We start from the raw sequence: 25,074 nt of genomic DNA, 5'->3' as shown, positions 1-25,074 counted from the left end.
ACCAAAGGATGACAAGCCTTCCCAAACTCCATGTCGCCGTGCTGATGGGCGGTTGGGCCAATGAGCGCGAAGTCTCGTTGATGAGCGGCAACGGCGTGGCCGACGCGCTCGAAAGCCGCGGGCACCGCGTGACGCGCATCGACATGGACCGCAATGTCGCGGCCCGCATCGCCGAGGTCGCGCCCGATGTCGTGTTCAATGCGCTGCACGGCGTCCCGGGCGAGGATGGCACGGTCCAGGGCATGCTCGACCTGATGGGCGTGCCCTACACCCATTCGGGCCTCGCCACTTCGGTCATCGCGATCGACAAGGAGCTGACCAAGCAGCAACTCGTCCCCGCGGGCATTCCCATGCCGGGCGGACGCATCGTCAAGAGCGCCGACCTCCACGAGCGCGACCCGCTGGCGCGACCTTACGTGCTCAAGCCCGTCAACGAAGGCTCCTCGGTCGGGGTCGCGATCGTCACAGAGGATTGCAACTACGGCAATCCGATCGGGCGCGATGTCACGGGGCCATGGCAGGAATTCGCGCAGCTGCTGGCCGAACCCTTCATCAAGGGCCGCGAGCTGACCTCGGCAGTGATCGATGGACCGGATGGCCCGCGCGCGCTGGGCGTCACCGAACTGATTATCGACGCGGGTTTCTACGACTACGAACACAAATACACCGACGGGAAGACCACGCATGTCTGCCCGGCGCAGATCCCGGACGAGATCACCGCGCTGTGCTGCGAATATGCGGTGCGCGCGCACAAGGTGCTGGGTTGCAAGGGCACCAGCCGGACCGATTTCCGCTGGGACGACGAGCAGGGCGAAGACGGCCTGTTCGTGCTTGAAACCAATACCCAGCCGGGCATGACCCCGCTCAGCCTCGTGCCCGAACAGGCACGCTACGCAGGCATGGACTATGCCGATCTGGTCGAGGCCATCGTCGCCGAGGCGCTACGCGTCCATGGGCGCAAGACCAGCGAGACGGGAGGCACCGATGGCGACGCTTAAGCGCGGAGGGAAGGGTGTCCGGCGCGTCGCCAAGGCCAACAGCCGCGCCTCGACCGCGCGCAAGGCCAAGGCACGGACCAGCGGTTTCGTCGATGGGGCAATGGCGCTCCTGCCCTTTACCGAAGAGCAATTGCATCGGATCTTCCTCGCCGTGATCCTCGGCGGGGGTGTGGCGCTCGCGTGGTTCGTCGCCAGCATCGCCGGTGTCCCGGCCATGGCGCAGGCGCAGGTTTCCAGCCTCGCTTCCGATGCCGGGTTCGAGGTGCGTCACCTACGCGTCAGCGGCAACCAGCGCATGGGCGAGCAGATCATCTTCGATCGCGTCTTCTCGCGCTATCGCGACACCCCGATGCCGCAGGTCGATCTGGCCGGATTGCGCGAAGAGCTGCTCGAATTGCCATGGGTCGAGGATGCGCGAGTCTCGCGCCAGCTGCCGCAGACGCTGGCGGTCGATATCGTCGAGCGCAAGCCGCATGCCGTGCTCGAAAAGCCCGACCGGCTGATGCTGATCGATGTCAATGGGGTCGAGCTCGAACCGGTGTCGAAGGATGCCGCAAAGAAAATGCTGGTGATTTCCGGCCCCGGCGCGAGCCGCCAGGTACCCGCGCTCGAACGGCTGCTCGAAGCGGCGCCGGCGCTCCGCCCGCAGGTAATAGAGGCCGAATGGGTCGGCAACCGGCGCTGGAACCTGACCTTCAAGACCAGGCAGATCCTCGCGTTGCCGCAGGGCGATGACGAGGCCGCTGCCGCACTGATCAACTTCGCCCGGCTCGACGGGCAGAACCGCCTGCTGGGCGGCAAGGTTTCGACTTTCGACATGCGCGCGCCGCCGCGCATCTACATGCGTATCCCGGGCCGGGCGGACCAGGTCCTGGACGGAGGCAAATCGGACTGATGGCACCGCCCAAATCCAACGCGCGCATCAGCAAGATCGTGGGCGCAGTCAATATCGGCTCGTTCCGAATCTCGGCCATGATCATGGGGCTGGGGGAAGATGGCGAGTTGCAGGTGCTCGGCAGCGGGCACCGGGCCAGCCAGGGGATCAAGCGCGGCTACATCACCGACATGGCGGCGGCCACCTACGCGATCCGCGATGCGGTCGAGCGTGCGGAAAAGAACGCGGCAACCTCGATCCAGAGCGTCTGGCTCGGTTGTGCGGGGGCAGGCCTGTCGAGCCACGTCTCCAAGGTCGAGATCGAGATCGGCGGTCGCCGGATCGAGGAAGAAGATATCGAGCAGTTGCTGGTCGCGGCGCGCGATACAATCCGGCCCGATGGCCGCATGGTGCTCCATGCGCAGCCAGCGCATTACACGCTCGACGGGGCGCATGGCGTCGCCAATCCCAAGGGGCTGCATGCCGAGCGGCTCGGGGTCGATGTCCATGTGATGCTGGCCGATGGCGCGCCGGTGCGAAATCTGACCGAGGCGGTCCAGAATGCCCATCTCGAGGTCGAGGCGGTGGTCGCCTCGCCGCTCGCCGCAGGATATGCCTGCCTTACCGCCGAAGAGCGCGAACTGGGCGTTGCGCTGGTCGAGCTGGGCGGCGAAGTCACCAATGTTTCGGTTTACGCCGGCGGCATGCTGCTGGGGCTGAAGGCCATACCCGTCGGTTCGACCGATATCACCGACGCGATCGCATCGGCGTTCGGGATCAGACGGTTCCAGGCCGAGCGGCTCAAATGCGTTTCGGGCTCGGCTATCGCCAGCCCGACCGATCACCGCGAGATGATCCCGGTCAACGGGCCGGGCGACGACCAGACGGGGCCGGTCGCGCGCGGAGCCGACGACAAGAACCGCATTCCACGGGCCGAGCTGGTCTCGATCGTGACGCAGAACCTCAGCCACGTGACGACCGAAGTCGGGCGCGCGCTCAAGGCGATGGGCTTTTCCGGTGCACGCGGCGGCCAGGTGGTGTTCACCGGCGGCGGGGCCGAACTGGCCGGACTGGCCGAATTTGCGCAGGGCGCGCTGGGCATGCCGGTCCGCGTGGGTCGCCCTCCGGCGCTCAAGGGCCTCCCCGAAGCGCATGCGACACCGGGATTTTCGACGCTGGCGGGGCTATGCCTCTACGCGGTCGACGATCCGATCGACATTCGCGCCATCGGGCCGCGGCACACATCGACCACGCGCTATGGCGGCACGGAAACCGTGACCAGGCTGTTCAGGGCCTTGCGCGAGTATTTTTGAGATAAAGAGGCGGAACCGGGATCGCCCGCATAAATGTTTACAGACGACGTTCTTAACCACTGTGGATAAGGGTTTTCGCGCTATAACCGGCGCATTCTATCTGTGCCACAGTGCCACAAATTAGGTGGGGTGTATTGCACCCGGAGGATTGATTGATGAGCATCAATATCGGACCCGCAACTGACGACGACCTGAGGCCGCGGATCACCGTGGTCGGGATCGGTGGCGCGGGTGGCAATGCGATCGCGAACATGATCGAGGCCGAGATCGAGGGGGTCGATTTCATCGTCGCCAATACCGACGCGCAGGCGCTCAATACCTCGGCGGCGGAAAAGCGGATCCAGCTCGGTCCGGACATCACCGGCGGCCTGGGCGCAGGCGCGCGACCCGAAGTGGGCAAGGCTGCGGCGGAAGAGACTGTCGCCGAAATCGAAGACGCGCTCGAAGGCGTCAACATGGTCTTCATCGCTGCCGGTATGGGCGGGGGCACCGGCACCGGTGCAGCGCCGGTCATCGCCGAAGCCGCACGCCGCAAGGGTGTGCTGACCGTCGGCGTCGTGACCAAGCCGTTCCTGTTCGAGGGGACGCGTCGCATGCGTGCGGCCGAGTCCGGGATCGAGGAGCTGCAGAAGCACGTCGACACGCTGATCGTCATTCCCAATCAGAACCTGTTCCTCGTGGCCAAGGCGGAAACCACCTTCAAGGAAGCCTTCATGCTCGCCGACGAGGTGCTGCAGCAGGGCGTCCGCTCGATCACCGACCTGATGGTGATGCCGGGCCTGATCAACCTCGACTTTGCCGACGTCCGCTCGGTGATGAGCGAGATGGGCAAGGCGATGATGGGTACGGGCGAGGGCGAGGGCGAGAACCGCGCGCTCGAAGCCGCCGAACGCGCGATTGCCAACCCGCTGCTCGACGGGGTCAGCATGGCCGGGGCCAAGGGTGTCATCATCTCGATCATCGGCGGCGAGGACATGCGCCTGCTCGAAGTTGACGAGGCGGCGAACCACATTCGCGAGTTGGTCGACGAAGACGCCAACATCATCTGGGGTTCGGCCTTCAATCCCGACCTCGAAGGCAAGATCCGCGTCTCGGTCGTCGCGACCGGCATCGATGCCAGCGTAAGCGGCGCCTTGCCGAGCAGCGCGCCGGTGTCGCTGGCAGCTTCGCGCCCGCCCAAGCGCCCGATCATTTCCTATGCGCAGGAAGAGGAGAGCGCCGCTCCCGAACCGGCGGTCGAGGACGAACCGTTCGAGCTGGGCGCCGACATGGAGCCCGAAGCCGAGCCAGAGCCAGAGCCAGAGCCCGAACCCGCGTTGGAGCCGGAATTCGATGAGGGCGAAGTCGAACCCTTCGACCTTACCGGAATGCAGGCCGGTGACGAGATGGGCGAGAGCGACGAGGAAGACGACGACGTCGATGGCATTGTCGATCCGCTTGCCGGGCTGCGCAATGCGCAGAACGATCCCTACGCCGACCCCGCTGTCGGCCTGCCCGAACCCGCCGATGACGCGGGCTTCGGCACGCCCGGCGAAGGAGGCTATGGCGACGCCGCCGAAGAGGAGCAACCGCTCGACCTGACTGCCGACATGGGCACCGCCGACACCGGCGACCTGCTTGGCGGCACAACGCCCGAGGAAGAGGAAGAACCGATCCAGCCGCAGCTCGGCGGCAGCCGCAGGCGGAGCCTGCTCGGCGGCGGCGGTGGTGGTGGCGAGGCCGATGGGGCCGGCGGCGCTGCTGGCGGTGCTGGCGGCGGCGGCGCGGCGGCGGGGGGTAGCACCCTGTTCGAACGCATGGCCAATCTCTCGCGCGGGACGAGCGCAACGGAATCGGATGATGACGAGGATGAGGATGACGATGACGGCGGCTCGCTGTCGATCCCCCGCTTCCTCGGACGCCAGAACAACCAGTAATCGCTGAACTGGACGGGGCGGCCGGACTGGTTGCCCCTTCCGATTCACTTCGCGCTCGCCGGTTCACTGCGATCTGCCCGTTCGACACCCGTTCAGCAGCCTATTGCTAGCCTGATGCCTCGATTCCGATTATTGCAGCGCTTAGGATGGTCGACACCGCGATAATGCCGAAAACCGGCTTCCAGAACGCTTTCATTGCACTGGCCTTGCTACTGGCAGGCACGACGCTGCCCGTTCAGGCGCAGCAGTCGACAAGCTCGCGTGAGGTCGTTCAGGCCCTGCCGTCGCCCGATGTCGCACGGCTCAATGGCGCGCTCCGGCGGCTTGCAAGCAATTCGCGCGATCTCGGGGCGCTGATCGATGCGGGCAATGCGGCACTGGCGTTGGGCGATCTCGACGCGGCGATGGGTTTTTTCGGACGCGCGCAGGAGCTTTCGCCGACCAGCGGATCGGTCAAGATGGGCATGGCGGCGGTCCTGCTCCGCTCTGACCGGCCGGTCGATGCCTTGCGGTTGTTCGCCGAGGCCGAGCAGGCGGGGGCCTCGGTCGACGCCGTGCTGCCCGAACGCGGGCTGGCCTACGATCTCGTGGGGAACAACCAGGAAGCGCAGGTGAGCTATCGCGCGGCATTGGCCAGGGGCGGCAATCCCGAGGTCAGCCGTCGTCTCGCGCTGAGCCAGGCGATTGCGGGCGATCGCGAAGGGTTTGAATCGAGCCTGCGCCCGCTGCTGCTGCAGCGCGACTACGCCGCCTACCGCACGCGTGCCTTCGGCCTCGCGATCCTCGGCGACGCGAAGGAGGCGCGCGACATCGCCGATGCCGTGATGCCGCGCGATCTCTCGAGCCGTATTGCCCCCTATCTCGACTACATGCCGCGCCTGACCAAGGCGCAGCAGGCCGCCGCGGCAAACCTCGGCATCTTTCCGAATGCGGCGCAGATCGGGCGCGACGACCCGCGCATCGCCCAATATGCCAACTCGGCAAGCAGTGCCGCGCGCAATGCCGGGGCCAAGCTTGCACCTGCGGGCGCACCGCTGGGCTCCGAAGCGGCAAGGCCCGATGCCGATTCTTCCAAGCGCCGGAAGATCCCCGGCGCTGCCGAACGATCGGGCAGTCGGCTTGCCTCGGTCGCGCGCGACCAGACCACCACTCCGCCTGTTGCCGCACCCCCTGTTTCCACGCCTCCCGCAGCAGCGCCGCGTGCCGCACCGCCGCCTCCCGTGGCCGATCCCATCGTTGCGAGCCCAGTCGTGGAAGAGCCTGTCGTGAAGGAAGCTGCCGCAAAGGAAGTTGTCGCCACGCCCTCTATTTCGACCTTCGACCTGGCAGCGACGGCGCAGGCGCAATCTCCACCTCGGCCGCAAGCCCTGCCTCCGGCGGCCGAACCAGCGCCGAGCGTGGCCGATGCCTTTGGCGATCTTGCCGCGAGCAACGTAACGCCGCCCGGCGGCGCCACCGGCGCGGTCGACATCACCGCGATCGACGTGAAGCGCGAGAAGCCACCCGAACCGCCCAAGCCCAAGGCACCGGTTCATCCCAGCCGCGCATGGGTGCAGGTGGCAACCGGCAAGGATCTCGGCGCGCTGAAGTTCGACTGGCGGCGGATTTCGCGCAAGGCGCCCGACCTTCTCGGCAGCTTCAAGCCTTATGTAACCCCGTGGGGTCAGGCGAACCGATTACTTGCCGGACCGGTCGCATCGCCAGAGAAGGCCCGCGAAATGGTAAAGGCGCTGAAGGAGCAGGGGCTCGACAGTTTCACCTATACCAGCCCAGAGGGTGAAGAAATTACCCTATTACAATAGGTTAAGATTTCTACACCGATAATTTTACACAAGCTTTGAACAAGCGAAATCGGTTCTCCCCAGCCGCTCGCGCTGCCGCCATTGCCTTACCCCCATGCCGCATTGCATCCAGCCTGCAATGATAAAGGGCGACCCGAACCGATGAGACCGCGCGAACAGGAACTGGCCTCCGACGATGATGCCGCTCCGGTCGATATGCTCGCAGCGCTGTTCGAAGCGCGCGGATGGCCGTGCGAGATCGTTTCCGACGATGAAGTGAGCGGCGAAGTGCAGGGCAGCTGGGCCAAGTACCAGTTGCGCGGCATCTGGCGCAGCGAGGACAATGTCCTGCAGTTGCTGTGCCTTCCTGACATTCGCGTCGCCAGCAACAAGCGCACCGACGCCTATGAACTGCTCTCGCTGGTCAACGAGCAGATGTGGCTCGGCCATTTCGACATCTGGTCGAACGGCGACGTCCTGCTCTACCGTCACGGCGCCCTGCTCGGCGATGATGGTCTGCTGTCGATCATGCAGGCGCAGGCGCTGGTCGAGACCGCGATCGACGAATGCGACCGCTTCTATCCGGCCTTCCAGTTCGTGCTGTGGGGCGACAAGAGCCCCCGCGCCGCGCTCGACAGCGCGCTTGTGGATGCCGCCGGGGAAGCCTAGTCCTCAGGCCCGGTAGGCGGGAAAGGACCTCATGGCGCATTTCGAAAAACTGCTTCTCATCGGCTGCGGCAACATGGGCGGGGCGATGCTCGCCGGTTGGCTTGCGGCAGGAGAGGATCCGGCGCGTTTCGAAGTGCTCGACCCGGCCCTCGGTGCTGCGCCTGAGGGGGTGAAGTTGCACCGCGAGCCGCCGGCGGACAGCGACCACGATTGCGTCCTGCTCGGGTTCAAGCCACAACAGCTGGGCGAGCTTGGCCCGCGTTTCCAGGACCTGACGGGCCCGGGGGTGACGGTTTTCTCGCTGCTCGCCGGGATCGATCTGGCGATGTTGCGCGCGGCATTCCCGGGGGCGGACGCCCATGTGCGGGTGATGCCCAACCTCGCCGCGCGGATCGGCAAGTCGCCGATCATCATGGCGCAAAGCGGGCTGGAGCCAGCGGCGAGCGATGCGGCGTTGGCGCTGTACGACAAGCTCGGCACGGCGCTGTGGCTCGACGACGAAAGCAAGTTCAACCTCGCGACCGCGCTCGCCGGTTCGGGACCGGGGTTCGTCTATCGCTTCATCGATGCGCTCGCCGCAGCCGGCCACCAATTGGGGCTCGATCAGGGCCTGGCCGACGATCTCGCGATGGCAATGGTCGAAGGGGCGTCGGCGCTGGCCGCCGCAGCCGACATATCCCCCGGCGAGTTGGCCGATCGGGTTGCCAGTCCAGGGGGAATGACGCGCGAAGGGCTTAACGTTCTCGACGCTGATAACGCCCTGATAAACCTGTTGAACGAGACTTTGCAGGCGACTGCTGCCAAGGGTGACGAATTGGCCGCTAACGCCACGGCATCGCGTTAACCTGTTGCGCGCTTTGCAACCCGGTTTCGCTTGAAAATCGTGCAATTCACCCCGATATTGGCGGCAATGGGCGCGCGAATTGCGCCCGCATTTTGGAGATATGATCTCGATGGCTGATTGGAACGAACAGCAGCGCACGCAGCAGGGTTTCGGGTCGGTGCCACGCACCGGCGGCGAGCTCGCCTCTGGCGTGACCTTCGACGAGGGCCTGCGCAAGCACATGCTCTCGATCTACAACTACATGACCTCGGGCATCCTGCTGACTGGCGTTGTCGCGCTGCTCACGGCACGCTCGGGTCTCGCATTGACCTTCGCATCCGGGCCGCTGATGTGGCTGGTGGCGCTTTCGCCGCTCGCCATCGTCTTCGCGATGAGCTTTGGCCGCAACAAATTCAGCAAGGCGACGCTGCAGGCGATGTTCTGGGGCTTTGCCGTCCTGATGGGCCTGTCGCTGTCGACGATCTTCCTCGTCTACACGGGTGAAAGCATCGCTGCGACCTTCTTCGCGACGGCGGGTGCCTTCGCGGGCCTCAGCCTGTTCGGCTATACCACGAAGAAGGATCTGTCCGGCTGGGGCAGCTTCCTGATCATGGGCGTGATCGGCCTGATTATCGCCAGCGTGATCAACATCTTCCTTGGCTCGAGCACGATGTCGCTGGTCATCAGCTTCCTCGGCGTGCTGATCTTCGCTGGCCTCACCGCCTATGATACGCAGCGGCTGAAGGCGGAATACACCTACTACCGCGGGACGGAGTTCGCAGGGAAGGCGATCGTGCTTGGCGCGCTGAGCCTCTACCTCGACTTCATCAACATGTTCCTGTTCCTGCTGCGGTTCATGGGTTCGCGCGAGTGATCCCACGCGGATAATCGCAAGTACGAGTCATCTCGTCGATGCCCGGGCTGCTGTTGCAGTCCGGGCATTTTCTTTGTCGATAATGGCCGTTAGGCAGATTGCTTCAGCCTAGGGCAAGGCTGATGAGCGCATTTTACAAGCAATGCCAAAAAGGGAAGGGTTGTGTCGATGGGAGTGGCTAACAAGGCCGGATTGAAAATTGTGACTGTGGCGCTGGGGATCGCGGCGCTTGCTGGTTGCGCGACACCGCCACCTCCACCACCTCCGCCGCCACCACCGCCGCCTCCGCCCGTGGTGATCCCGGCCAAGCCGCGCCCGCCATTGGGGGCGGTCGAATTCATGACCATTCCGCAGATGGGGACCGACGGAGTGCGCCAGACGGTCAATGCCAACCTCAGCGAGTCGCAGCGCCTCTGGAACCTGCGCAGCGGCCTCAACGTTGCGGCGCTGAACTGCCTGCGGATCGAGCACGCGATGCTGGTCGAGAACTACAAGACCTTGCTCAAGGCGCATTCGCGCGAGCTGTCCTCGACCAATACGGCGTTGCAGAAGGAATTCCGCTCCAAGCATGGATCGGGCTACCGCGACGTGCAGGACGCCTACATGACGCAGGTCTACAACTACTTCGCGTTACCGCCCGCACTGGGCAATTTCTGCGATGTTGCCCTGGCGGTGAGCCACGACGCGGTACAGGTGGCCCCGGGCCAGCTTGGCACGTTCGCCGCGTCCGCACTCCCGCGGATGGAAGCGGTGTTCGAGAACTTCTTCCGTTCCTATGAGCAGTACCGGGTCAACCTGGCGGCATGGAATGCGCAATATGGCCCGCCGCAGACGGTCAGTACGGTTGCGACATATGGCGCCATGACAACACCCAGCTCGTCGACGATGGATGCCGGCTACGGCTCGACGGCGACTGCCCCGGCGATCCAGTCCTATTCCCCGCCGGCCAGCACCGCCACCGGGACGACCTATGGCCCGACTGCCAGCGCGCCGAGCAGCTCGACGACCGTCGTGACGCCGATCGATCTCGGGACCCAGCCGGCGATCAGGTACCAGTCCGGAACAGGCGCCGAAGGCGCGGCCGTTGCAGCCATTGACAATGCCGCCCCCGACGCGACCACCGGCTCCCAGCCGCAGTTCGTCTCCCAGCCGGTCGTCCAGGCACCAGCCAAACCAGACGGTGGCGGGCAGGACTGAGCCTGCAGTTTTGACTTGGCAGCGCGCCGGGCTTTTCGCTAAACGGCGCGCTCGCCGCGTCTCGACTGCGGCGTCGTGAAACCTGAACGGGGCCGTAGCTCAGATGGGAGAGCGCGTCGTTCGCAATGACGAGGTCAGGGGTTCGATCCCCCTCGGCTCCACCAGGTTAGCCATCAATATTGGTAATCTTCTTGTAAGCGGGATTCAGCCCCGCTAATCCCCCGCTCGCGAGCCGGTAACGGGAATGCGGTGCGGGTGAGGTTTCACCCAATTCCGCAGCTGTCCCTGCAACTGTAAGCGGCGAGCGCACGGATCACGCGACCATCTCGATGGCGCAGCCACTGGTTCGAACCGGGAAGGCGATCCGCGGCGCGACTACCCGCGAGCCAGGAGACCGACCGGAGCGCGTCGCTCTTGCCCGGCTCAGGGATTGGCCAGGCGCGGAACCTTTCGTCTGAGCGACGACCAGCGGTTGGACCGCTCTTGGGGAGGGGGGATGCGCGCGCCCGCAACCGGTTCTCCTCAAGGCCGCTCGGCGGCAGGTCCAGCCTTCGCTCCGGCGCGAAGGGTTTGAATATAATGCGAAAAATTACAACCGTGGCGAGTGCGCTTGCGCTCGTTCTACCATCTGTCGTCCTCGCGGAAGAGGCGCCGGACGACCGTATCATCGTCAGCAGCAGCCGCGCCGACGAGGGCATCGCGATCGAGGATTATACAGGTTCGGTCAGCGTCCTTTCCGCCGAAACGCTCGAGCAGCGGCAGGTGCGTGACCTGACCGATGTGTTGCGCGATGTTCCGGGGGTTGCCGTCGCAGGATCGCCCGGCCTGTCGCAATTGCGCCTGCGCGGTAGCGAGGCAAACCACGTCCTCCTGCTGGTCGATGGGATCGAAGCCGCCAGCCCCTTCTACGGTGAGGCCGATGCCGGGACCCTGCAGGCCGAGATCGCCTCGAGCGTCGAGATCCTGCGGGGGGCCCAAAGCGCGCTTTACGGGTCGGACGCCGTCGGCGGCGTGATCGCGTACCGCACTGCCAGCGGTTGCGAGGCACCGGGCGTTGCGGCCTATCTCGAAGGTGGGACCCGCTCGACGTTCAATGCCGCGGGACGCGCGGCGCTGTGCGGCGACGGAGGCGAGCTGGCGCTTCACGTCACGCTCGTGACCACCGATGGCGAGCCCAATGCACGCGGCGGCGTACGCGATATCGGGCGCGATGGGCTGACGCTGTCGGCCAAGGGTTCGACCGAGCTGGTACCCGGTCTCGAACTGCGGGCAGTGGGCCGCTACGTCAGTACCGAGGGTGACTTCAACAACCAGGATTTCGACCCGACCAGCGCGAGCTTTGGCCTGGTGATCGACAGCCCTGGCGTGACTTACGAGAACGAGTCCATCTATGCGCTCGTCGGCGCGCGGGCAGCGGTGCTGGACGGGCGCTGGACTCACGATATCTCGGGCCAGATCGCCGATGTGTCGCGGGATACATTTGCCGGAAATGCGCGCGATTCAGGCAATAAGGGCCAGCGGCTCAAGGCGTCCTATGTTTCCTCGCTCGGCTTCGGTGGGCCCGCCTTCGCGCATCGGCTGACATTCGCCGCCGATTGGGAGCGCGAGGAGTTTCGCAACACCGATCCATTCGGCTTTGCCTTCACCGGCGAACGCAACGCGCGCAACATCGGCCTGGTGGGCGAATACCAGGCAACCAGCGATCGCTTCGATTTTTCCGCCGCTATTCGGCGCGATCTCAACAACCGCTTTGCCGATGCGACGACGTTTCGCATCTCCGGCGGGGTCGAAGTAGTGCCAGGAACACGGCTGCGAGCGGCGGGCGGCTCCGGAATCAAGAACCCGGGCTTCTACGAACTCTACGGCTTCGTCGACGGGCGCTTTATCGGCAACCCGGACCTCAAGCCCGAAAAGTCGACCGGCTGGGAAGTGGGGATCGACCAGGCGTTCGGAGGGGACACGGCAAGATTGTCGGCGACCTATTTCGAAAGCGAACTCGAAGACGAGATCTTCACCTCGTTCCCCGCCCCGACTTTCGTCGCGACCCCGTCCAATCGAGACACGGTGTCGAAGCGGAAGGGGCTGGAACTTGCCGCACAAGCCCGGTTGGGACCGCAGGTCACGCTCGATGCGGCCTATACCTGGCTCGATGCCGAGGAGAACGGGGTCGAGGAAGTCCGTCGGCCGGGAAATATCGCATCGGCGTCGCTCAACTGGACGGCTCCCGGCGATGTGGCCAGCGCGACGCTGATAGTCCGGCACAATGGCGAGACCGACGATGTCGCCTTCACCGACCCGAGCTTCATCCCGGTGACCGAGCGGCTCGACGACTTCACTTTGGTGAACTTCGCGGCGGAAGCCAAATTGAGTGGCAATCTCCGTGTCTTCGGCCGGGTCGAGAACCTGTTCGACGAGACTTATGAGCAGGTCTTCAGCTTCGTATCGCCCGGGCGCACCGCCACGGTCGGCATTCGCGCGCAGTTCTAATCCTCTCGCCAAACGGTCAGGAAATGCATAGGGGGCACCCATGCATTTCCTCGACCAGGCCAAAATCTATCTGAAATCGGGCGCAGGCGGCCCGGGCGCGGTGAGTTTTCGCCGCGAGAAATACATCGAATATGGCGGGCCCGACGGCGGAAACGGCGGCAAGGGCGGCGATATCGTGTTCGAAGCGGTGGCTGGCCTCAACACGCTGATCGACTTCCGCTACACCCAACATTTCAAGGCCAAGCGCGGCGAACACGGACAGGGCAAGGACCGCACCGGCGCCAGCGCGCCCGATCTCGTGATCAAGGTCCCGGTCGGCACGCAGATCCTGTCGGAAGACAAGGAGGAAGTGCTCGCCGATTTCACCGAGGTCGGCCAGCGCGAAGTCTTCCTCGAAGGCGGATTGGGCGGCCGCGGCAATGCCAGCTACAAGAGTGCGACCAATCGCGCGCCGCGCCAGCACCAGCCGGGCATTCCGGGCGAGGAGATGTGGGTGTGGCTGCGGCTCAAGCTGCTCGCCGACGTCGGTCTCGTCGGCCTGCCCAATGCAGGCAAGTCGACCTTCATCAACCAGGTCTCGAACGCCAAGGCCAAGGTCGGCGCCTATGCCTTCACCACGCTCATTCCCAAGCTGGGCGTGGTTCGCCACAAGGGCCGTGAATTCGTGCTGGCCGACATCCCCGGACTGATCGAAGGGGCGGCAGAGGGTGCAGGGATCGGTGATCGCTTCCTGGGCCACATCGAGCGGTGCCGGGTGCTGATCCATCTGATCGATATATCGGGAACCGGCGAGCAGGACCCGGCCGAAGCCATGCGCGTGGTCGAAGAGGAGCTTGCCGCATACGGGGCGGGCCTCGAAGACAAGCCGCGGCTCGTCGCGCTCAACAAGCTCGATCTTGCCGACAAGGAACTGGCCGAGGGCTTTACCCAGGAACTCAAGGCAGCGGGTGCCCAAGAAGTCTTCCCGATTTCGGGTGCGACCGGCGAAGGGGTCGAAGCGCTGATGGATGCCGTGCTGCAATATCTGCCCGACCGGACCAATACCGAAACCAAGGGCAATGAGGTCGAGGATATCCATGGTGATGACGTCGACGATTGGTCGCCGCTCGACTGAGGCTTAGCCGCCGATAGAATTTCGTCATTCACGCCGGGCTGCGAATTTCGCTAAGGGAGGCAGCGATGCAGAGCCTTGCCGATCTCGTGAAATGTCGCCGCCTGGTGGTGAAGGTCGGCAGCGCCTTGCTGGTCGAGCGTGGGGAACCGCGCGAATATTGGCTCAGCATGCTGGCGCAGGATCTGTGGGCGCTGCGCCAGGAAGGGCCGGAGATCGTCGTGGTCAGCTCAGGCGCAATTGCGCTGGGCGCGGCCAAGCTGGGCCTGCCCGATGGCGGGCGCCGGAACCTTGCGGATGCGCAGGCGGCGGCGGCGGTCGGACAGATCGAGCTGGCGCGGCTGTGGTCGGGCGCCTTGGCCGAGTTCGACATGACCGCGGCACAGATGCTCGTGACGCTGGAGGATCTCGAGGATCGGCGGCGCTATCTCAACGCTTCGGCCACCTTGGCCCGGCTGATCGAGGCCGGTGCAATCCCCGTGGTGAACGAAAACGACAGCGTTGCGACCGAAGAGATCCGCTTCGGCGACAACGACCGGCTGGCGGCGCGCGTGGCGCAGGCCGCGGGCGCCGATGCGGTTTTGCTACTGTCCGATGTCGACGGGCTCTACGACCGCGATCCGCGCGAGCAGGACGCGGAGCTGGTCGAACGCGTCGATGGCATCACGCCCGAAGTGCTGGCGATGGCGAGCGGTGCCTCTTCCTCAGGTCTCGGTTCGGGCGGAATGCGCTCGAAACTGCATGCCGCGCAGATCGCCGAGCGGGCGGGAATAACGCTCGCGATCATCAACGGCACGCAGGAATCGCCGATCGCGAACGCGGTCGCCGCGGATCTGGGTACGGTGTTCCTGCCGCAACGCGCCGACGGCGCGCGCAAGGCCTGGCTCGGCGGGCGGATCGCGCCCAAAGGGACCGTCCGTGTCGACAAGGGTTGCGCCGAGGCGCTGAAGGGCGGGGCGAGCCTCCTCGCTGCGGGCGTGGTCGGCGTATCGGGAGCGTTTCAGCGCGGCGACCTCGTCAGCGTGATCGCCCTGTCGGGTGAGAAGCTGGCGCAAGGCCTCGCCGAATATGGCGCGGACGAGGTGCAGGCGATCGCCGGAAAACGCGCCGACGAGCAGGCCGAGCGGCTGGGCTATGCGCCGCGCTCGGCAGTGATCCACCGCGATCACATGGTGCTGCTGTGACCCTCGAGCAGCCGATCGCGATTACCGGCGGGACGGGCTTCGTCGGTCAGGCCGTGCTCGACGTTGCGGGCGAGAATGGCGTGATGATCGAAGCCTTGGCGCGGAAGCACAGCGATCGCCAGCACTCGCGGGTCGAATGGGTGCTGGGCGATCTTCACGACCAGAAAGCGCTCGACCGGCTGGCCGCGGGCGCAAGGGCAGTGATCCATATCGCCGGGCTGACCAACACACCCGACCCGGCGCAGTTCGCACGAGTCAATGTCGAGGGCACAGCCAATGTCATTGCCGCGGCGAAACGCGACGGGGTAAAGCGCTTTGTCTTCGTATCCTCGCTGTCGGCGCGCGAACCTCAGCTGTCACGCTATGGTGCATCGAAAGCCGAGGCCGAGGAACTGGTCAAGGCGAGCGGGCTCGACTGGACGATCGTGCGCCCGCCAGCGGTCTATGGCCCGCGCGATGTAGACATGTTCGAACTGTTCAGGACCGCAAAGTGGGGCGTGGTCCCGCTGCCCCCGCGAGGCGCGACATCGATCATACATGTCCACGATCTTGCCCGCCTCCTGTTGTCGCTCGTCGGGTCCTCGAACGGCGCCGCGACAGGACCGATGAGCAAGCAAACCTACGAGCCAGACGACGGGCGCGAGGGCGGCTGGAGCCACAAGGAACTGGCGCGTGCCATCGGCCAGGCGATGGGAAGTCGCGTTCTAGCACCCCATCTGCCCAAACCCGTCCTCGAAGGTGCGGCGCGGCTCGACCGCTTGTTCCGCCGTGGGGGCGCCAAGCTGACGGCGGACCGGGTCGGATACATGTGTCACCCCAATTGGGTCGCGCGGTCCGACAAGGCGGTGCCAACGTCGATCTGGGCGCCCCGGATCGAGGGCGAGGTCGGGTTGCGGCAGACCGCAGCGTGGTACCGCAAGGAAGGCTGGCTCTAGCCGCGCCGTTTACCTTTTGGTGGACTCTCCATAGTGTTGCCCCGGGATTGCGAATCGCGATGACGGCAATTGTCGGATCGGCGAATCACGAGAAGGGGAAATCATGAAGAAAATCATTGCAGTAGCTATTCTGGCAACTGTCGCAGCGTGTTCACAAGGCGAGCAAGCTGCGGAACCGGAAGCTACCGAGGCCGCGGCCGAACCTGCTGCCGAAGTCATGGCTGCCGACGGCGGAACGCCCTATGGCAATTTCAAGGTCACGCTCGCAGACGGGACGGTGCTGACGGAAGAAGTCCGCGCGGACGGGACTTACACCTCGATGTCGGGCGACGGCGAGACCCGCACCGGCACCTGGGTCCAGAAGCCCGGCGAATATTGCACGACTTCGAGCGAGGAAGGTGCGACCGAGCGCTGCCACAAGGAATCGGTCGATGCCAACGGCGTTTGGACTTCGGTCGATCCAGATGGAGAGACCGCGACCGTCGAACGGATTGCAACCATCGAGTGACCAGGCGAAGGGGGCGTTCTGTGGAGCGCCCTCTCCGGCTCGAATGCAGGTCCGTCGCCTGATTTCAGGTCCTAGGGCTTGGATGGATCCGGCCTGGCGAGCCAGACGCCCCAGGCATTATGCAGCGCGCCATCGCTTGGCCGCTCGAATGGGAAGGCCCATCTGCCGATCGTTTCCTGCGCATTCGGCCCGGTGAACAAGCCGGTGAAATAATTCGGACCTTCCAGCGTGGTATCGAATTTCCCCGCGTAGGATTGCGATCCGACCGAGAACACCGTTTCGGTAAAGAACAATGTTGCGAGCGGGAAATCTTCCCACTCGATGAGTTCGGGAGTGATCGAGCCTGAGAGCTTACCCGCCCCGAAGTCGAAATCGAGGCTGACTGACCCCGAGATTGCCGATGGAACAGTCCCGCCGATCAGCCCATCCTCGAGCCTGATGTCGCTGGTGCCGTAAATCGCGCCCGAATAAGTAGCTTTGCCCGCGGTCGGGACAGCACCATTGGGCGTAACCTGACCGAAAGCGGTGTAGCTGGCATCGTCCCAATAAGCTCCAGTTCCCTTTCCCCACAGCGCTACGTTGGAGTAGCTGTATTTCCTTTCGCCCTCGGCGTCAGGCACTGAAACAACGTGAAAGAAGCTATCGTCGTTCGCCGGTCCGAAGTTGAAGTATTTGGGCCCCCATTTGCTTGCCGGGTAGGAATCGCTCTCACGCAGCTGCTGGTTGGAAAGTTCGGATGTCGAAACGCTGTAGGTCTTTGACGAGGGGTCATAGGCGATCGAGAATTGCTGTTCCGCGTCACCGGCCGTCAGTGCGGTGATACTGGCCGATGTCGGATCGGCCAGTATCACCGACTGGTCCCCCAATGGTGGCGGGGGAGGTGGCGGTGGAGGCGGTGGCGGTGGAGGAGGAGGGGGCGCGACTACGTTTCCGCCAGAAGCAGAATTCACCGAGCCACTCGAGCCTCCGCAAGCCGCGAGGCCGACCGCAAGAATTACCAGGCCAATGGGATTGGCGATTTTCGAGACACGCATACTTTCCTCCTCGAATCTGGAGCAGGAAAGAATCCTCTGCCGTCCCGCGGCACTTGTCGCCGAAGGAACGCTGATCTTTTTGTGATGGTCACACGATCTTTATCGAATGACCGCGCTGGCGTTCCTAGAGGAAGGGCTCGTAGCCGGGCGGCAAGTCGCCGTCTTCGGTTAGCGGCGTGTGGATGCCGCATTCGGTCTTGTCCCAGCCTTTCCAGCGGCCCGAGCGCGGGTCTTCGCCGGGCGCGACCTTGTGGGTGCAGGGGCTGCAACCGATCGACGGAAAGCCCTTCTCCACCAGTGGGTGGCGCGGCAGGTCGTGCTGGATGAAATAGGCCTCGATCTGGCTGGCATCCCAGTCGATCAGCGGGTTGATCTTGAGGCGACCCTGTTCGTCCGACGTGTCGATCTCGAACCGCGGCAAGTTCGCGCGCGTCGATGACTGGAACGACTTGCGACCGGTAAAGCTGGCGTCGAAATCCGCCATCGCCTTGGCCAGCGGTCTGACCTTGCGCAGATCGCAGCAGCCGTCAGGATCGTAAGACCAGCGCAGGCCGGTTTCGTCCTGCGTGGCGAGATCGTTCGGCTCGGGCGTCAGGTCGCGCACATCGGTGAGGCCGAGGCGCTCGGCGATCAGGCGCCGGTACTCGAGCGTTTCGGGGAAATGCTTGCCGGTCTCGAGGAACAGGACCGGGATCGAGCGATCGACTTCGGCAAGGAGGTGCAGCAGAACCGCGCTCTCCGCCCCGAAGCTCGACACGGCCGCAATGTCACCCGCCAATCCGTCGCGGATCACCGCCTCGAGCATTTCCTGCGTCGAGGACCCGCGAAACATGCGGTTCAGCCGAACGGCATCGTGCTCGGAAAAGCGTGGACCGGTATCGATCCGGTCGATCGCCCTGAATTCAGTCACGAGCTTGTTCATGGCCTCCTCCTTGGTGGCGCAGCGCCCAGATCGGCGTGCCCGCGTCGGTGGTTGCCTGGTAGACATGCGGCCAGGTGTCGAATGCGGCCCTGGCATCGGCCTCGTTGAGCGGCTTGTCGGGCGCGAAGGCATCGAACCCGCAGCGACGCAGATTGTTGAGCTGATCGACCAGCACATCGCCCACCGCGCGCAATTCGCCAGCGTAGCCCGCTTCGCGCAAAATACGGGCGGCCGAATAGCCGCGTCCGTCGCCGAAATTGGGGAAATTCACCTCGACCAGCGCCAGCCGGTCAAGATGCGGCAAGAGGTCGCGGGCATCGTCACCCGGTTCGATGCGAACGGCATTGGCGTTCGACTGGTCGAGAAAGGAGTCGACCGTCACCGTGCCGTGGTCGGCCGGCTCGTCGTCACGAAAGCGGAACTGCACCTCGTCGGGGCTGCGGCCGAGATCGTCAGCCATGCGCGCCTCCCCTGGCGACCGGTGGCTTGGCCCAATCGTCACCCATAAAGCGCCTCCTTGAAGCTATCCATGCCGACCCGGCGATAGGTATCGAGGAAGCGTTCGCCGTCCTCGCGCTGCGCCAGATAGACCTCGGTCACTTTTTCGACCGCATCGACGATGCCGTCCTCGTCGAAGCCGGGGCCGGTGATCTTGGCGAGCGAAGTGTCCTGCGCCTCGCTGCCACCAAGCAGCAGCTGGTAGTTCTCGACGCCCTTCTTATCGACGCCGAGGATGCCGATGTGGCCCGCGTGGTGATGCCCGCAGGCATTGATGCAGCCCGAGATCTTGAGCTTGAGTTCGCCCAGCTCCTCGGTCCGGCCCTTCGCAGCGAACCGCTCCGCGATTTTTTGCGCAACCGGGATCGAACGCGCATTGGCGAGGCTGCAATAGTCGAGCCCCGGGCAGGCGATGATATCCTCGATCGTGTCGAGATTGGGCGCACCCAGGCCGGCCGCGTCGAGGCGGCTCCACAGCGCCTGCAGATCGGCGATCCTCAGATGCGGCAGGACGACATTCTGCGTGTGCATGACGCGCAATTCGTCGAAGCTGTATTCCCGGGCGAGTTCCGCCATCAGGTGCATCTGTTCGGCGCTGGCATCGCCTGGAATGCCGCCAACCGGCTTGAGGCTGATCACCGCGCTGACATAGGCGTCATGCTTGTGGCAGACGGTGTTGCGATCGACCCACAGCGCGAAGTCGGGGTCCGAACGGTCGACGGTCTTGGGGCCATCCTCGAACGCAGGATCGGTGAAGAAGGTCTTGATCCGTTCGAGCTCGGCCAGCGGCGGTTCGATGCCCTGGTCCAGCAGGTGCGCGAATTCCTTCTCGACCTGACGAGTGTATTCCTCCGCGCCCAGTTCGTGGACGAGGATCTTGATCCGCGCCTTGTACTTGTTGTCGCGCCGACCATAGCGGTTGTAGACGCGCAGGCACGCCTCGGCGTAGGTGATCAGCTGGTCGAGCGGCACGAACTCGCGAATGCAGGGCGCAATCATCGGGGTGCGGCCCATGCCGCCACCGACATAGAAGGCCGCGCCCAGTTCGCCCGCATCATTCTTGACGATCTGGACGCCGATATCGTGCAGTTTCATGGCCGCGCGATCGGTATCCGAGGCGATCACCGCGATCTTGAACTTGCGCGGCAAGTACATGAATTCCGGGTGGAAACTCGACCATTGGCGCAACAGTTCTGCATAGGGCCGCGGATCGAGCAGCTCGTCCGCGGTCGCACCTGCGAAATGGTCCGAACTGATGTTGCGGATGCAATTGCCGCTGGTCTGGATCGCGTGCATCTCGACCGAGGCGAGATCGGCCAGGATATCGCCAGCGTCCTCCAGCTTGATCCAGTTGTACTGGATATTCTGGCGCGTGGTGAAATGGCCGTAACCGCGATCGTACTTGTCGGCGATGTCGGCCAGCATATGCATCTGGCGCGAATTGAGCGTGCCATAGGGGATCGCGACGCGCAGCATGTAAGCGTGCAGCTGGAGGTAGAGGCCGTTCATCAGCCTCAGCGGCTTGAACTGGTCTTCCGACAGCTTGCCTTCGAGGCGGCGGCGTGCCTGGTCGCGAAACTCGGCGACGCGCGCATCGACCATTTCCTGGTCGTATTGGTCGTAAAGGTACATCAGATCACCCAGTCGCCGATGGTCGGATCGGCAGGCTTGAGGGTAAGGTCAGGGCGGACGGTTGGACCGAGCGCGCGCACGCGGTCCTTGATATGCGCGGGGCGAACGCCGTTGTCGTCGCGGGTGGCGTCGATCGCATAGGGGACGTTGACGCGGCGCGACGCCTCCTCGCGCTGGGCGATTTCCTCGGCGCGGTCGCCGACATCGACGGCGTTGTCGACGTGGAGCGACCAGCCTGCGCCATCCCACCAGACGACAGCGCCGGTCTTGAGGTCGTTGCCTGTCAGGATCCTCACAGGTCCGCCTCCAGCGCCAGACCGGCAAGGGCGAGGTCGCCGCCACTCAGGGGGTCATGGGATCGCGCAGCGACCTCGCCGATCATGATCAGGGCGGGACTGGTCACCCGTTCACGTGATACCAAGTCGGGGAGGCCCGCCAGCGGTGCGCGCAACACGCGCATCTCGGGGCGGGCGGCATTTTCGATCACGGCGACGGGCATGTCGGGGGCCAGCCCGTCTTCCATCAGCTTCTCGGCTATTTGCGGGGCGGTCTTCACGCCCATGTAGATCACGAGCGTGCGGCCCTTGCCGGCGAGGCCGGTCCAGTCCTGTTCGGACAGGCCCTTGCACTGGCCGGCGACGAAGCTGACGATGCTGGAGGCCTCGCGGTGGGTGAGCGCGATCTGCGCGGCGGCAGCAGCGCCGTTGGCGGCGGAAATGCCGGGGACGATCTCGACCGGCACACCGGCGGCGATGGCAGCTTCCGCTTCCTCGCCTCCGCGTCCGAAGATCAGCGGGTCGCCGCCCTTCAATCGCACGACGTCGCGCCCGGCCTTGGCCTCGCGCACGAGCAATGCGTTGATGTCCTGCTGCGGCAGCGTGTGTTTGGAGCGGCGCTTGGCGACCGAGATCAGCTCGGCATCGGTTCGGGCGAGCGCAAGGATCGCTGGATCGACCAAGCCGTCGTGCACGATGATCTGGGCCCGTTCGATCAGGCGGGCCGCTTTCAATGTCAGCAGGTCCGGGTCGCCCGGGCCCGCGCCGACGAGGTAGATGGTTCCGACATTTGCCATGCGGCGAATATCGGCTGCCGCCCTTCAACCCTCCAGCGAGAATGGATTGCAGATCGGGTAGTGATGCTTTTGAAAGAGCGCGTTCTAGACCTAGAAGCTATTTTTTAGAGCGTGCTTCTTCCCTCGCAGCGAGCGCTTCGATCAGCCGTTCGAACTGCTTGTTGTTGCGCAGATTGATATCGCGCTGAGGGAAGGGGATCTCGATATCATTCTCGGCGAATAGCCGCCACAGGTTCTTCAGGACTGCCGAGCGAATATTGCCGACGCCTTCTTCGGGATCATTGATCCAGACCTGCAGGATGAAGTTGACCGAGCTGTCGCCATATTCATGGAGCCAGGCAGTGGGCGGCGGCGACTTGAGCACCCGATTGCTCATCTTAGCTGCCTCCAGCATCAGGTCCTCAGCGACTTCGATATCGCAGGAATAGCTGACGCCGACCGGAATCTGCATCCGCACGTTCTTGGACGAATAGGACCAGTTCTCGACCTGGTTGACCATCAGGTTTTCGTTCGGAATCAGATACTCGCGCTGGTCGCGCGTGGTCACCGAAACCGCCCGGATGCCGATCTTGCGGATCTGGCCGAAGGTCTCGTTCCCCGACATGTCGGTCACCGCGATGACGTCGCCCGGCTTGATCGACTTGTCCATCAGCAGGATTATCCCGGCGATCAGGTTGCCGAAGGTCTTCTGCAGGCCGAAACCGATGGCAAGACCGAAGGCCCCGGAGAAGACGGCCAGCGCGGTAAGGTCGATTCCCAGCAAGTCGATGCCGACGAAGAAGGCCGCGCCCCAGATCGCGATCGTCAGCAGCTTTTCCGCGAGCAGCTGCTGCGTGCTGTCGAGCTTGGTCATGCGCCGCAGCGCCGACCGGCTTGCCCGCGTTACCAGCCAGGCAAAGCCGATGACGAGCAGGAAGATGGCGAAGACGATAAGCGCATCCCACAAGGAGACGCGCATGTCCCCCACGCTCAGCGCCATCGCATCGAGCGTGTCGACGACGCCTGCGGCAGTTTCGCTTTTCGACGCGACCGCTTCCTTGATCCCCTCGGACGCCGCGATTTCCTCTTTCTGCGGCGCCTCGGCTCCAAGACTCCAGGCCTGGCCGGGCTGCGGCGGCTCCGCAGTCGGTGTTGCTGCGCCTTCTGGGGTGGTCGGGACGGTCATGCTTCTCCCATCGCGGCAAATCCGCGGGCAAGGTCTTCGATCAGGTCTGCTGGATCTTCTAGCCCGATCGAAAGCCGGATGCCTAGGGCGTCTTCGGGATCGCAGCCATCCGGCGGCCATCGCATGGCGTCGCGGATGTGTGCCGGATCGAAGGGTATGGCGAGGCTTTCGAAACCGCCCCAGCTATAGCCAATCCCGAACAGCTCCAGCTTGTCGACGAAGCGCGCGCGCGCGGCATTGTCGGCACCCTTGAGAATGAAACTGAAGAGGCCGCAGCCCCCGGTGAAATCGCGTTGCCACAGGTCGTGACCCGGTGCGCCGGGGAGGAGCGGGCAGAGGACCTGCGCGACCTCCGGCCGGGCCGCGAGCCATTCGGCAATTGCCAGCGCGCTCCGAGTGGATTGCTCAAGGCGAACGCCCATGGTCCTGAGGCCGCGCAAGGCGAGGGAGGCATCGTCGGGCGAAACCACCTGCCCAAGTTGCTGGCTGGTCTGCCGCAGCCGGCGATAGAATTTATCGCCTGCACTGGCCGAACCCATCATCAGGTCGGAATGCCCGCCGACATGCTTGGTCAGGCTCATCACGCTGATGTCGCAGCCTTTTTCAAGTCCTGCAAAACCGAGCGAGGATGCCCAGGTGTTGTCGAGCAGGCTGACCGCGCCCTTGTCGCGCGCGATCCGGGCGAGCGCCGGAATGTCGCACACTTCCATCGTCAGGCTGCCCGGGCTTTCGAGCCATACCGCCTTGGTGCGTTCGCAGAACGCGGCTTCGTAGGCGTCGAGATCGAGCGGGTCGAAGAAACGGTGCTCGACCTCCCAGCGCTTGAGCAGGCCCTGCGCCATCATCCGCGACGGCTCGTAGGAATTGTCGCTAATGAGCAGCACGTCGCCCGGGCGCAGTACAGCCATCAGCGCGCCTGCGATCGCAGCGACCCCGCTGGGATATAGCGTGGTGCCGAATGCGCCGGGTTCAAGCTCGGTGATGGCCTCGGCGAGCGCCCATTGCGTCGGGGCGCCGCGGCGGCCGTAGTAGAAGCGGCCGTCCTCGTTCCGCGGCCCTTCCGCCTTGCGCGATGCCTCGTCGGGATAGAGATGGGTGCTGGCGCGATAGACGGGCGGGTTGACTACGCGTCCGCCGGTCCATTCCGGCTTGCGGCCCACTTCGACCAGCCGGGTCGCTGGCCTGTGCTGCTTGTCCCCATCTCCGCCGCTCACTGCGCTGCTCCCGTCGCCTTGGGCGTCGCAGGATCGCTGCCCCAGTCGCTCCAGCTGCCGTCATAGAGCGCGGTTTCGCTATGACCAAGCAGGTGGATCGCAAGCAGCAACACACAGGCAGTCACGCCGCTGCCGCAAGTGGCCGTGACCGGCCGCGCGGGATCGATACCGGCGGCGTCGAACAGCTCGCGCAATTGGTCGCGCGATCGGAAGGTGCCGTCCGCGTTGTAGAGCTGGGTGAACGGGAGGTTGCGCGACCCCGGGATGTGCCCGGTGGGGAGATTGTGGATCGTGTCCACGGTCTCGCCGCTGAAGCGACCGCCATCACGCGCATCGACCACCTGTTCGGCGCCGCTCTCGACATTGCCGAGCATATCGGATTTGAAGCGTATGCACGCGGGCGGCTGGAGCTCGAAGGGCGGGGCAGGCGCAATCGCCGGCTCGCCGCTCTCCAGTGCCCGCTCCTCCGCCTTCCATTTGGCCAGCCCGCCATCGAGCACTGCGACCTGCTGCATTCCGTGAACGTGCGCGAGATACCACGCGCGCGCCGCGGTTTTTACCGCGCTGTCATCGTAGAACACCACGCGGGTCGAGGGCGAAACGCCAAGAGAGGCGAGCCGCTCGGCCAATTGGTCGGGCCGCGGCAGGGCGGACGGAACCGGTGAAGTCGCATCGACCAGGCTGCCGATATCGAGGAAGCGTGCGCCGGGGATATGGCCGGCAAGATATTCGGCCCGTTCATCGCGACCCGCACCGGGCAGATGCTTGGTTGCATCCACGACGACCAGATCGGGCGCGCCCAGCGCCTCGGCAAGCCACTGCGTACTGACCAAAGTGTCCATCTGCTGCGGCGTAGACTGACCTCGC

The 25,074-nt window shown here is 64.7% G+C and carries 23 protein-coding genes, 1 tRNA gene and 1 riboswitch; of the genes, 15 read left to right on the top strand and 9 right to left on the bottom strand.

The annotated features are described in order from the left end of the window. Positions 1–8: 8 nt before the first annotated feature. The 15 genes from P7228_RS02665 (at position 9) to P7228_RS02595 (ending at position 16,670) form a co-directional block, all read left to right on the top strand. Positions 9–998: a D-alanine--D-alanine ligase gene (locus tag P7228_RS02665; RefSeq protein ID WP_278016678.1), complete on the top strand. Its 990-nt coding sequence runs from the start codon at positions 9–11 to the stop codon at positions 996–998. After that, on the top strand, positions 985–1,893 hold the full coding sequence (locus tag P7228_RS02660) for a cell division protein FtsQ/DivIB (protein ID WP_278016677.1): 909 nt from the start codon (positions 985–987) through the stop codon (positions 1,891–1,893). Before P7228_RS02665 ends, P7228_RS02660 begins: the two co-directional genes overlap by 14 nt. Next, positions 1,893–3,185 carry a cell division protein FtsA gene (gene ftsA / locus P7228_RS02655; protein WP_278016676.1) on the top strand — a complete coding sequence of 431 codons (1,293 nt, stop codon included), beginning with the start codon at positions 1,893–1,895 and terminating at the stop codon, positions 3,183–3,185. Before P7228_RS02660 ends, ftsA begins: the two co-directional genes overlap by 1 nt. Before the next feature lie 155 nt (positions 3,186–3,340). After that, positions 3,341–5,101, top strand: coding sequence for a cell division protein FtsZ (gene ftsZ / locus P7228_RS02650; protein WP_278016675.1), 1,761 nt, complete (start codon positions 3,341–3,343; stop codon positions 5,099–5,101). 146 nt (positions 5,102–5,247) lie between these two features. Further along, positions 5,248–6,903, top strand: coding sequence for an SPOR domain-containing protein (locus P7228_RS02645; protein WP_278016674.1), 1,656 nt, complete (start codon positions 5,248–5,250; stop codon positions 6,901–6,903). Between the two features lie 141 nt (positions 6,904–7,044). Continuing rightward, a complete protein-coding gene (locus tag P7228_RS02640) occupies positions 7,045–7,551 on the top strand; it encodes a type III secretion system chaperone family protein (protein ID WP_278016673.1) in 507 nt (168 codons plus the stop codon). 31 nt (positions 7,552–7,582) lie between these two features. After that, complete coding sequence (locus P7228_RS02635; protein ID WP_278016672.1) at positions 7,583–8,395, top strand: pyrroline-5-carboxylate reductase family protein; 813 nt, start codon at positions 7,583–7,585, stop codon at positions 8,393–8,395. Positions 8,396–8,504: 109 nt separating this feature from the next. After that, positions 8,505–9,248: a Bax inhibitor-1/YccA family protein gene (locus P7228_RS02630; protein WP_278016671.1), complete on the top strand. Its 744-nt coding sequence runs from the start codon at positions 8,505–8,507 to the stop codon at positions 9,246–9,248. A gap of 192 nt (positions 9,249–9,440) precedes the next feature. Then, positions 9,441–10,445, top strand: coding sequence for a hypothetical protein (locus P7228_RS02625; RefSeq protein ID WP_278016670.1), 1,005 nt, complete (start codon positions 9,441–9,443; stop codon positions 10,443–10,445). 88 nt (positions 10,446–10,533) lie between these two features. Further along, positions 10,534–10,609 (top strand) — tRNA-Ala (locus tag P7228_RS02620). A gap of 24 nt (positions 10,610–10,633) precedes the next feature. Continuing rightward, a riboswitch (cobalamin riboswitch) is annotated at positions 10,634–10,862 on the top strand. A gap of 162 nt (positions 10,863–11,024) precedes the next feature. Beyond that, positions 11,025–12,932, top strand: a complete 1,908-nt coding sequence (locus P7228_RS02615) for a TonB-dependent receptor plug domain-containing protein (protein WP_278016669.1) — start codon at positions 11,025–11,027, stop codon at positions 12,930–12,932. 40 nt (positions 12,933–12,972) lie between these two features. Further along, positions 12,973–14,046: an Obg family GTPase CgtA gene (cgtA, locus tag P7228_RS02610; RefSeq protein WP_278016668.1), complete on the top strand. Its 1,074-nt coding sequence runs from the start codon at positions 12,973–12,975 to the stop codon at positions 14,044–14,046. A gap of 65 nt (positions 14,047–14,111) precedes the next feature. Next, a complete protein-coding gene (gene proB / locus P7228_RS02605) occupies positions 14,112–15,227 on the top strand; it encodes a glutamate 5-kinase (protein WP_278016667.1) in 1,116 nt (371 codons plus the stop codon). Beyond that, positions 15,224–16,162, top strand: a complete 939-nt coding sequence (locus tag P7228_RS02600; RefSeq protein ID WP_278016666.1) for an NAD-dependent epimerase/dehydratase family protein — start codon at positions 15,224–15,226, stop codon at positions 16,160–16,162. Before proB ends, P7228_RS02600 begins: the two co-directional genes overlap by 4 nt. Before the next feature lie 103 nt (positions 16,163–16,265). Continuing rightward, complete coding sequence (locus P7228_RS02595; protein WP_278016665.1) at positions 16,266–16,670, top strand: hypothetical protein; 405 nt, start codon at positions 16,266–16,268, stop codon at positions 16,668–16,670. Between the two features lie 71 nt (positions 16,671–16,741). Here the strand turns inward: P7228_RS02595 and P7228_RS02590 are convergent, their stop codons facing one another. The 9 genes from P7228_RS02590 to P7228_RS02550 form a co-directional block, all read right to left on the bottom strand. Continuing rightward, complete coding sequence (locus tag P7228_RS02590; RefSeq protein ID WP_278016664.1) at positions 16,742–17,521, bottom strand: HupA family protein; 780 nt, start codon at positions 17,519–17,521, stop codon at positions 16,742–16,744. A 307-nt stretch (positions 17,522–17,828) separates the two neighbouring features. Further along, positions 17,829–18,626: a phosphoadenylyl-sulfate reductase gene (locus P7228_RS02585; RefSeq protein ID WP_278016663.1), complete on the bottom strand. Its 798-nt coding sequence runs from the start codon at positions 18,624–18,626 to the stop codon at positions 17,829–17,831. Continuing rightward, a complete protein-coding gene (locus P7228_RS02580) occupies positions 18,607–19,086 on the bottom strand; it encodes a DUF934 domain-containing protein (RefSeq protein ID WP_278016662.1) in 480 nt (159 codons plus the stop codon). The genes P7228_RS02585 and P7228_RS02580 overlap by 20 nt, the downstream gene beginning before the upstream one ends. 38 nt (positions 19,087–19,124) lie before the next feature. Then, complete coding sequence (locus P7228_RS02575) at positions 19,125–20,756, bottom strand: nitrite/sulfite reductase (protein ID WP_278016661.1); 1,632 nt, start codon at positions 20,754–20,756, stop codon at positions 19,125–19,127. Continuing rightward, positions 20,756–21,052, bottom strand: a complete 297-nt coding sequence (locus tag P7228_RS02570) for a DUF2849 domain-containing protein (RefSeq protein ID WP_278016660.1) — start codon at positions 21,050–21,052, stop codon at positions 20,756–20,758. Before P7228_RS02570 ends, P7228_RS02575 begins: the two co-directional genes overlap by 1 nt. Further along, the gene (gene cobA / locus P7228_RS02565; RefSeq protein WP_278016659.1) at positions 21,049–21,828 is read right to left on the bottom strand and encodes a uroporphyrinogen-III C-methyltransferase; all 780 of its coding nucleotides are present in this window, start codon (positions 21,826–21,828) and stop codon (positions 21,049–21,051) included. The genes P7228_RS02570 and cobA overlap by 4 nt, the downstream gene beginning before the upstream one ends. A gap of 97 nt (positions 21,829–21,925) precedes the next feature. Beyond that, the gene (locus P7228_RS02560) at positions 21,926–22,993 is read right to left on the bottom strand and encodes a mechanosensitive ion channel family protein (RefSeq protein ID WP_278016658.1); all 1,068 of its coding nucleotides are present in this window, start codon (positions 22,991–22,993) and stop codon (positions 21,926–21,928) included. Continuing rightward, positions 22,990–24,207: a cystathionine beta-lyase gene (gene metC, locus P7228_RS02555; protein ID WP_278016657.1), complete on the bottom strand. Its 1,218-nt coding sequence runs from the start codon at positions 24,205–24,207 to the stop codon at positions 22,990–22,992. The genes P7228_RS02560 and metC overlap by 4 nt, the downstream gene beginning before the upstream one ends. Then, positions 24,204–25,049, bottom strand: a complete 846-nt coding sequence (locus tag P7228_RS02550) for a sulfurtransferase (RefSeq protein WP_278016656.1) — start codon at positions 25,047–25,049, stop codon at positions 24,204–24,206. The genes metC and P7228_RS02550 overlap by 4 nt, the downstream gene beginning before the upstream one ends. Between the last annotated feature and the right edge of the window lie 25 nt (positions 25,050–25,074).

Source organism: Altererythrobacter sp. CAU 1644 (assembly GCF_029623755.1).
In the GTDB taxonomy this organism is placed as follows: domain Bacteria; phylum Pseudomonadota; class Alphaproteobacteria; order Sphingomonadales; family Sphingomonadaceae; genus Erythrobacter; species Erythrobacter arenosus.
This window is presented reverse-complemented; position numbering and strand designations above follow the sequence as displayed.

Bases quoted from the DNA above. Each gene is read 5' to 3' on its own strand.
- P7228_RS02665 (WP_278016678.1), top strand. From the start codon at position 9: ATGACAAGCCTTCCCAAACTCCATGTCGCCGTGCTGATGGGCGGTTGG.
- P7228_RS02660 (WP_278016677.1), top strand. From the start codon at position 985: ATGGCGACGCTTAAGCGCGGAGGGAAGGGTGTCCGGCGCGTCGCCAAG.
- ftsA (WP_278016676.1), top strand. From the start codon at position 1,893: ATGGCACCGCCCAAATCCAACGCGCGCATCAGCAAGATCGTGGGCGCA.
- ftsZ (WP_278016675.1), top strand. From the start codon at position 3,341: ATGAGCATCAATATCGGACCCGCAACTGACGACGACCTGAGGCCGCGG.
- P7228_RS02645 (WP_278016674.1), top strand. From the start codon at position 5,248: ATGGTCGACACCGCGATAATGCCGAAAACCGGCTTCCAGAACGCTTTC.
- P7228_RS02640 (WP_278016673.1), top strand. From the start codon at position 7,045: ATGAGACCGCGCGAACAGGAACTGGCCTCCGACGATGATGCCGCTCCG.
- P7228_RS02635 (WP_278016672.1), top strand. From the start codon at position 7,583: ATGGCGCATTTCGAAAAACTGCTTCTCATCGGCTGCGGCAACATGGGC.
- P7228_RS02630 (WP_278016671.1), top strand. From the start codon at position 8,505: ATGGCTGATTGGAACGAACAGCAGCGCACGCAGCAGGGTTTCGGGTCG.
- P7228_RS02615 (WP_278016669.1), top strand. From the start codon at position 11,025: ATGCGAAAAATTACAACCGTGGCGAGTGCGCTTGCGCTCGTTCTACCA.
- cgtA (WP_278016668.1), top strand. From the start codon at position 12,973: ATGCATTTCCTCGACCAGGCCAAAATCTATCTGAAATCGGGCGCAGGC.
- proB (WP_278016667.1), top strand. From the start codon at position 14,112: ATGCAGAGCCTTGCCGATCTCGTGAAATGTCGCCGCCTGGTGGTGAAG.
- P7228_RS02595 (WP_278016665.1), top strand. From the start codon at position 16,266: ATGAAGAAAATCATTGCAGTAGCTATTCTGGCAACTGTCGCAGCGTGT.
- P7228_RS02585 (WP_278016663.1), bottom strand. From the start codon at position 18,626: ATGAACAAGCTCGTGACTGAATTCAGGGCGATCGACCGGATCGATACC.
- P7228_RS02580 (WP_278016662.1), bottom strand. From the start codon at position 19,086: ATGGCTGACGATCTCGGCCGCAGCCCCGACGAGGTGCAGTTCCGCTTT.
- P7228_RS02575 (WP_278016661.1), bottom strand. From the start codon at position 20,756: ATGTACCTTTACGACCAATACGACCAGGAAATGGTCGATGCGCGCGTC.
- cobA (WP_278016659.1), bottom strand. From the start codon at position 21,828: ATGGCAAATGTCGGAACCATCTACCTCGTCGGCGCGGGCCCGGGCGAC.
- P7228_RS02560 (WP_278016658.1), bottom strand. From the start codon at position 22,993: ATGACCGTCCCGACCACCCCAGAAGGCGCAGCAACACCGACTGCGGAG.
- P7228_RS02550 (WP_278016656.1), bottom strand. From the start codon at position 25,049: ATGGACACTTTGGTCAGTACGCAGTGGCTTGCCGAGGCGCTGGGCGCG.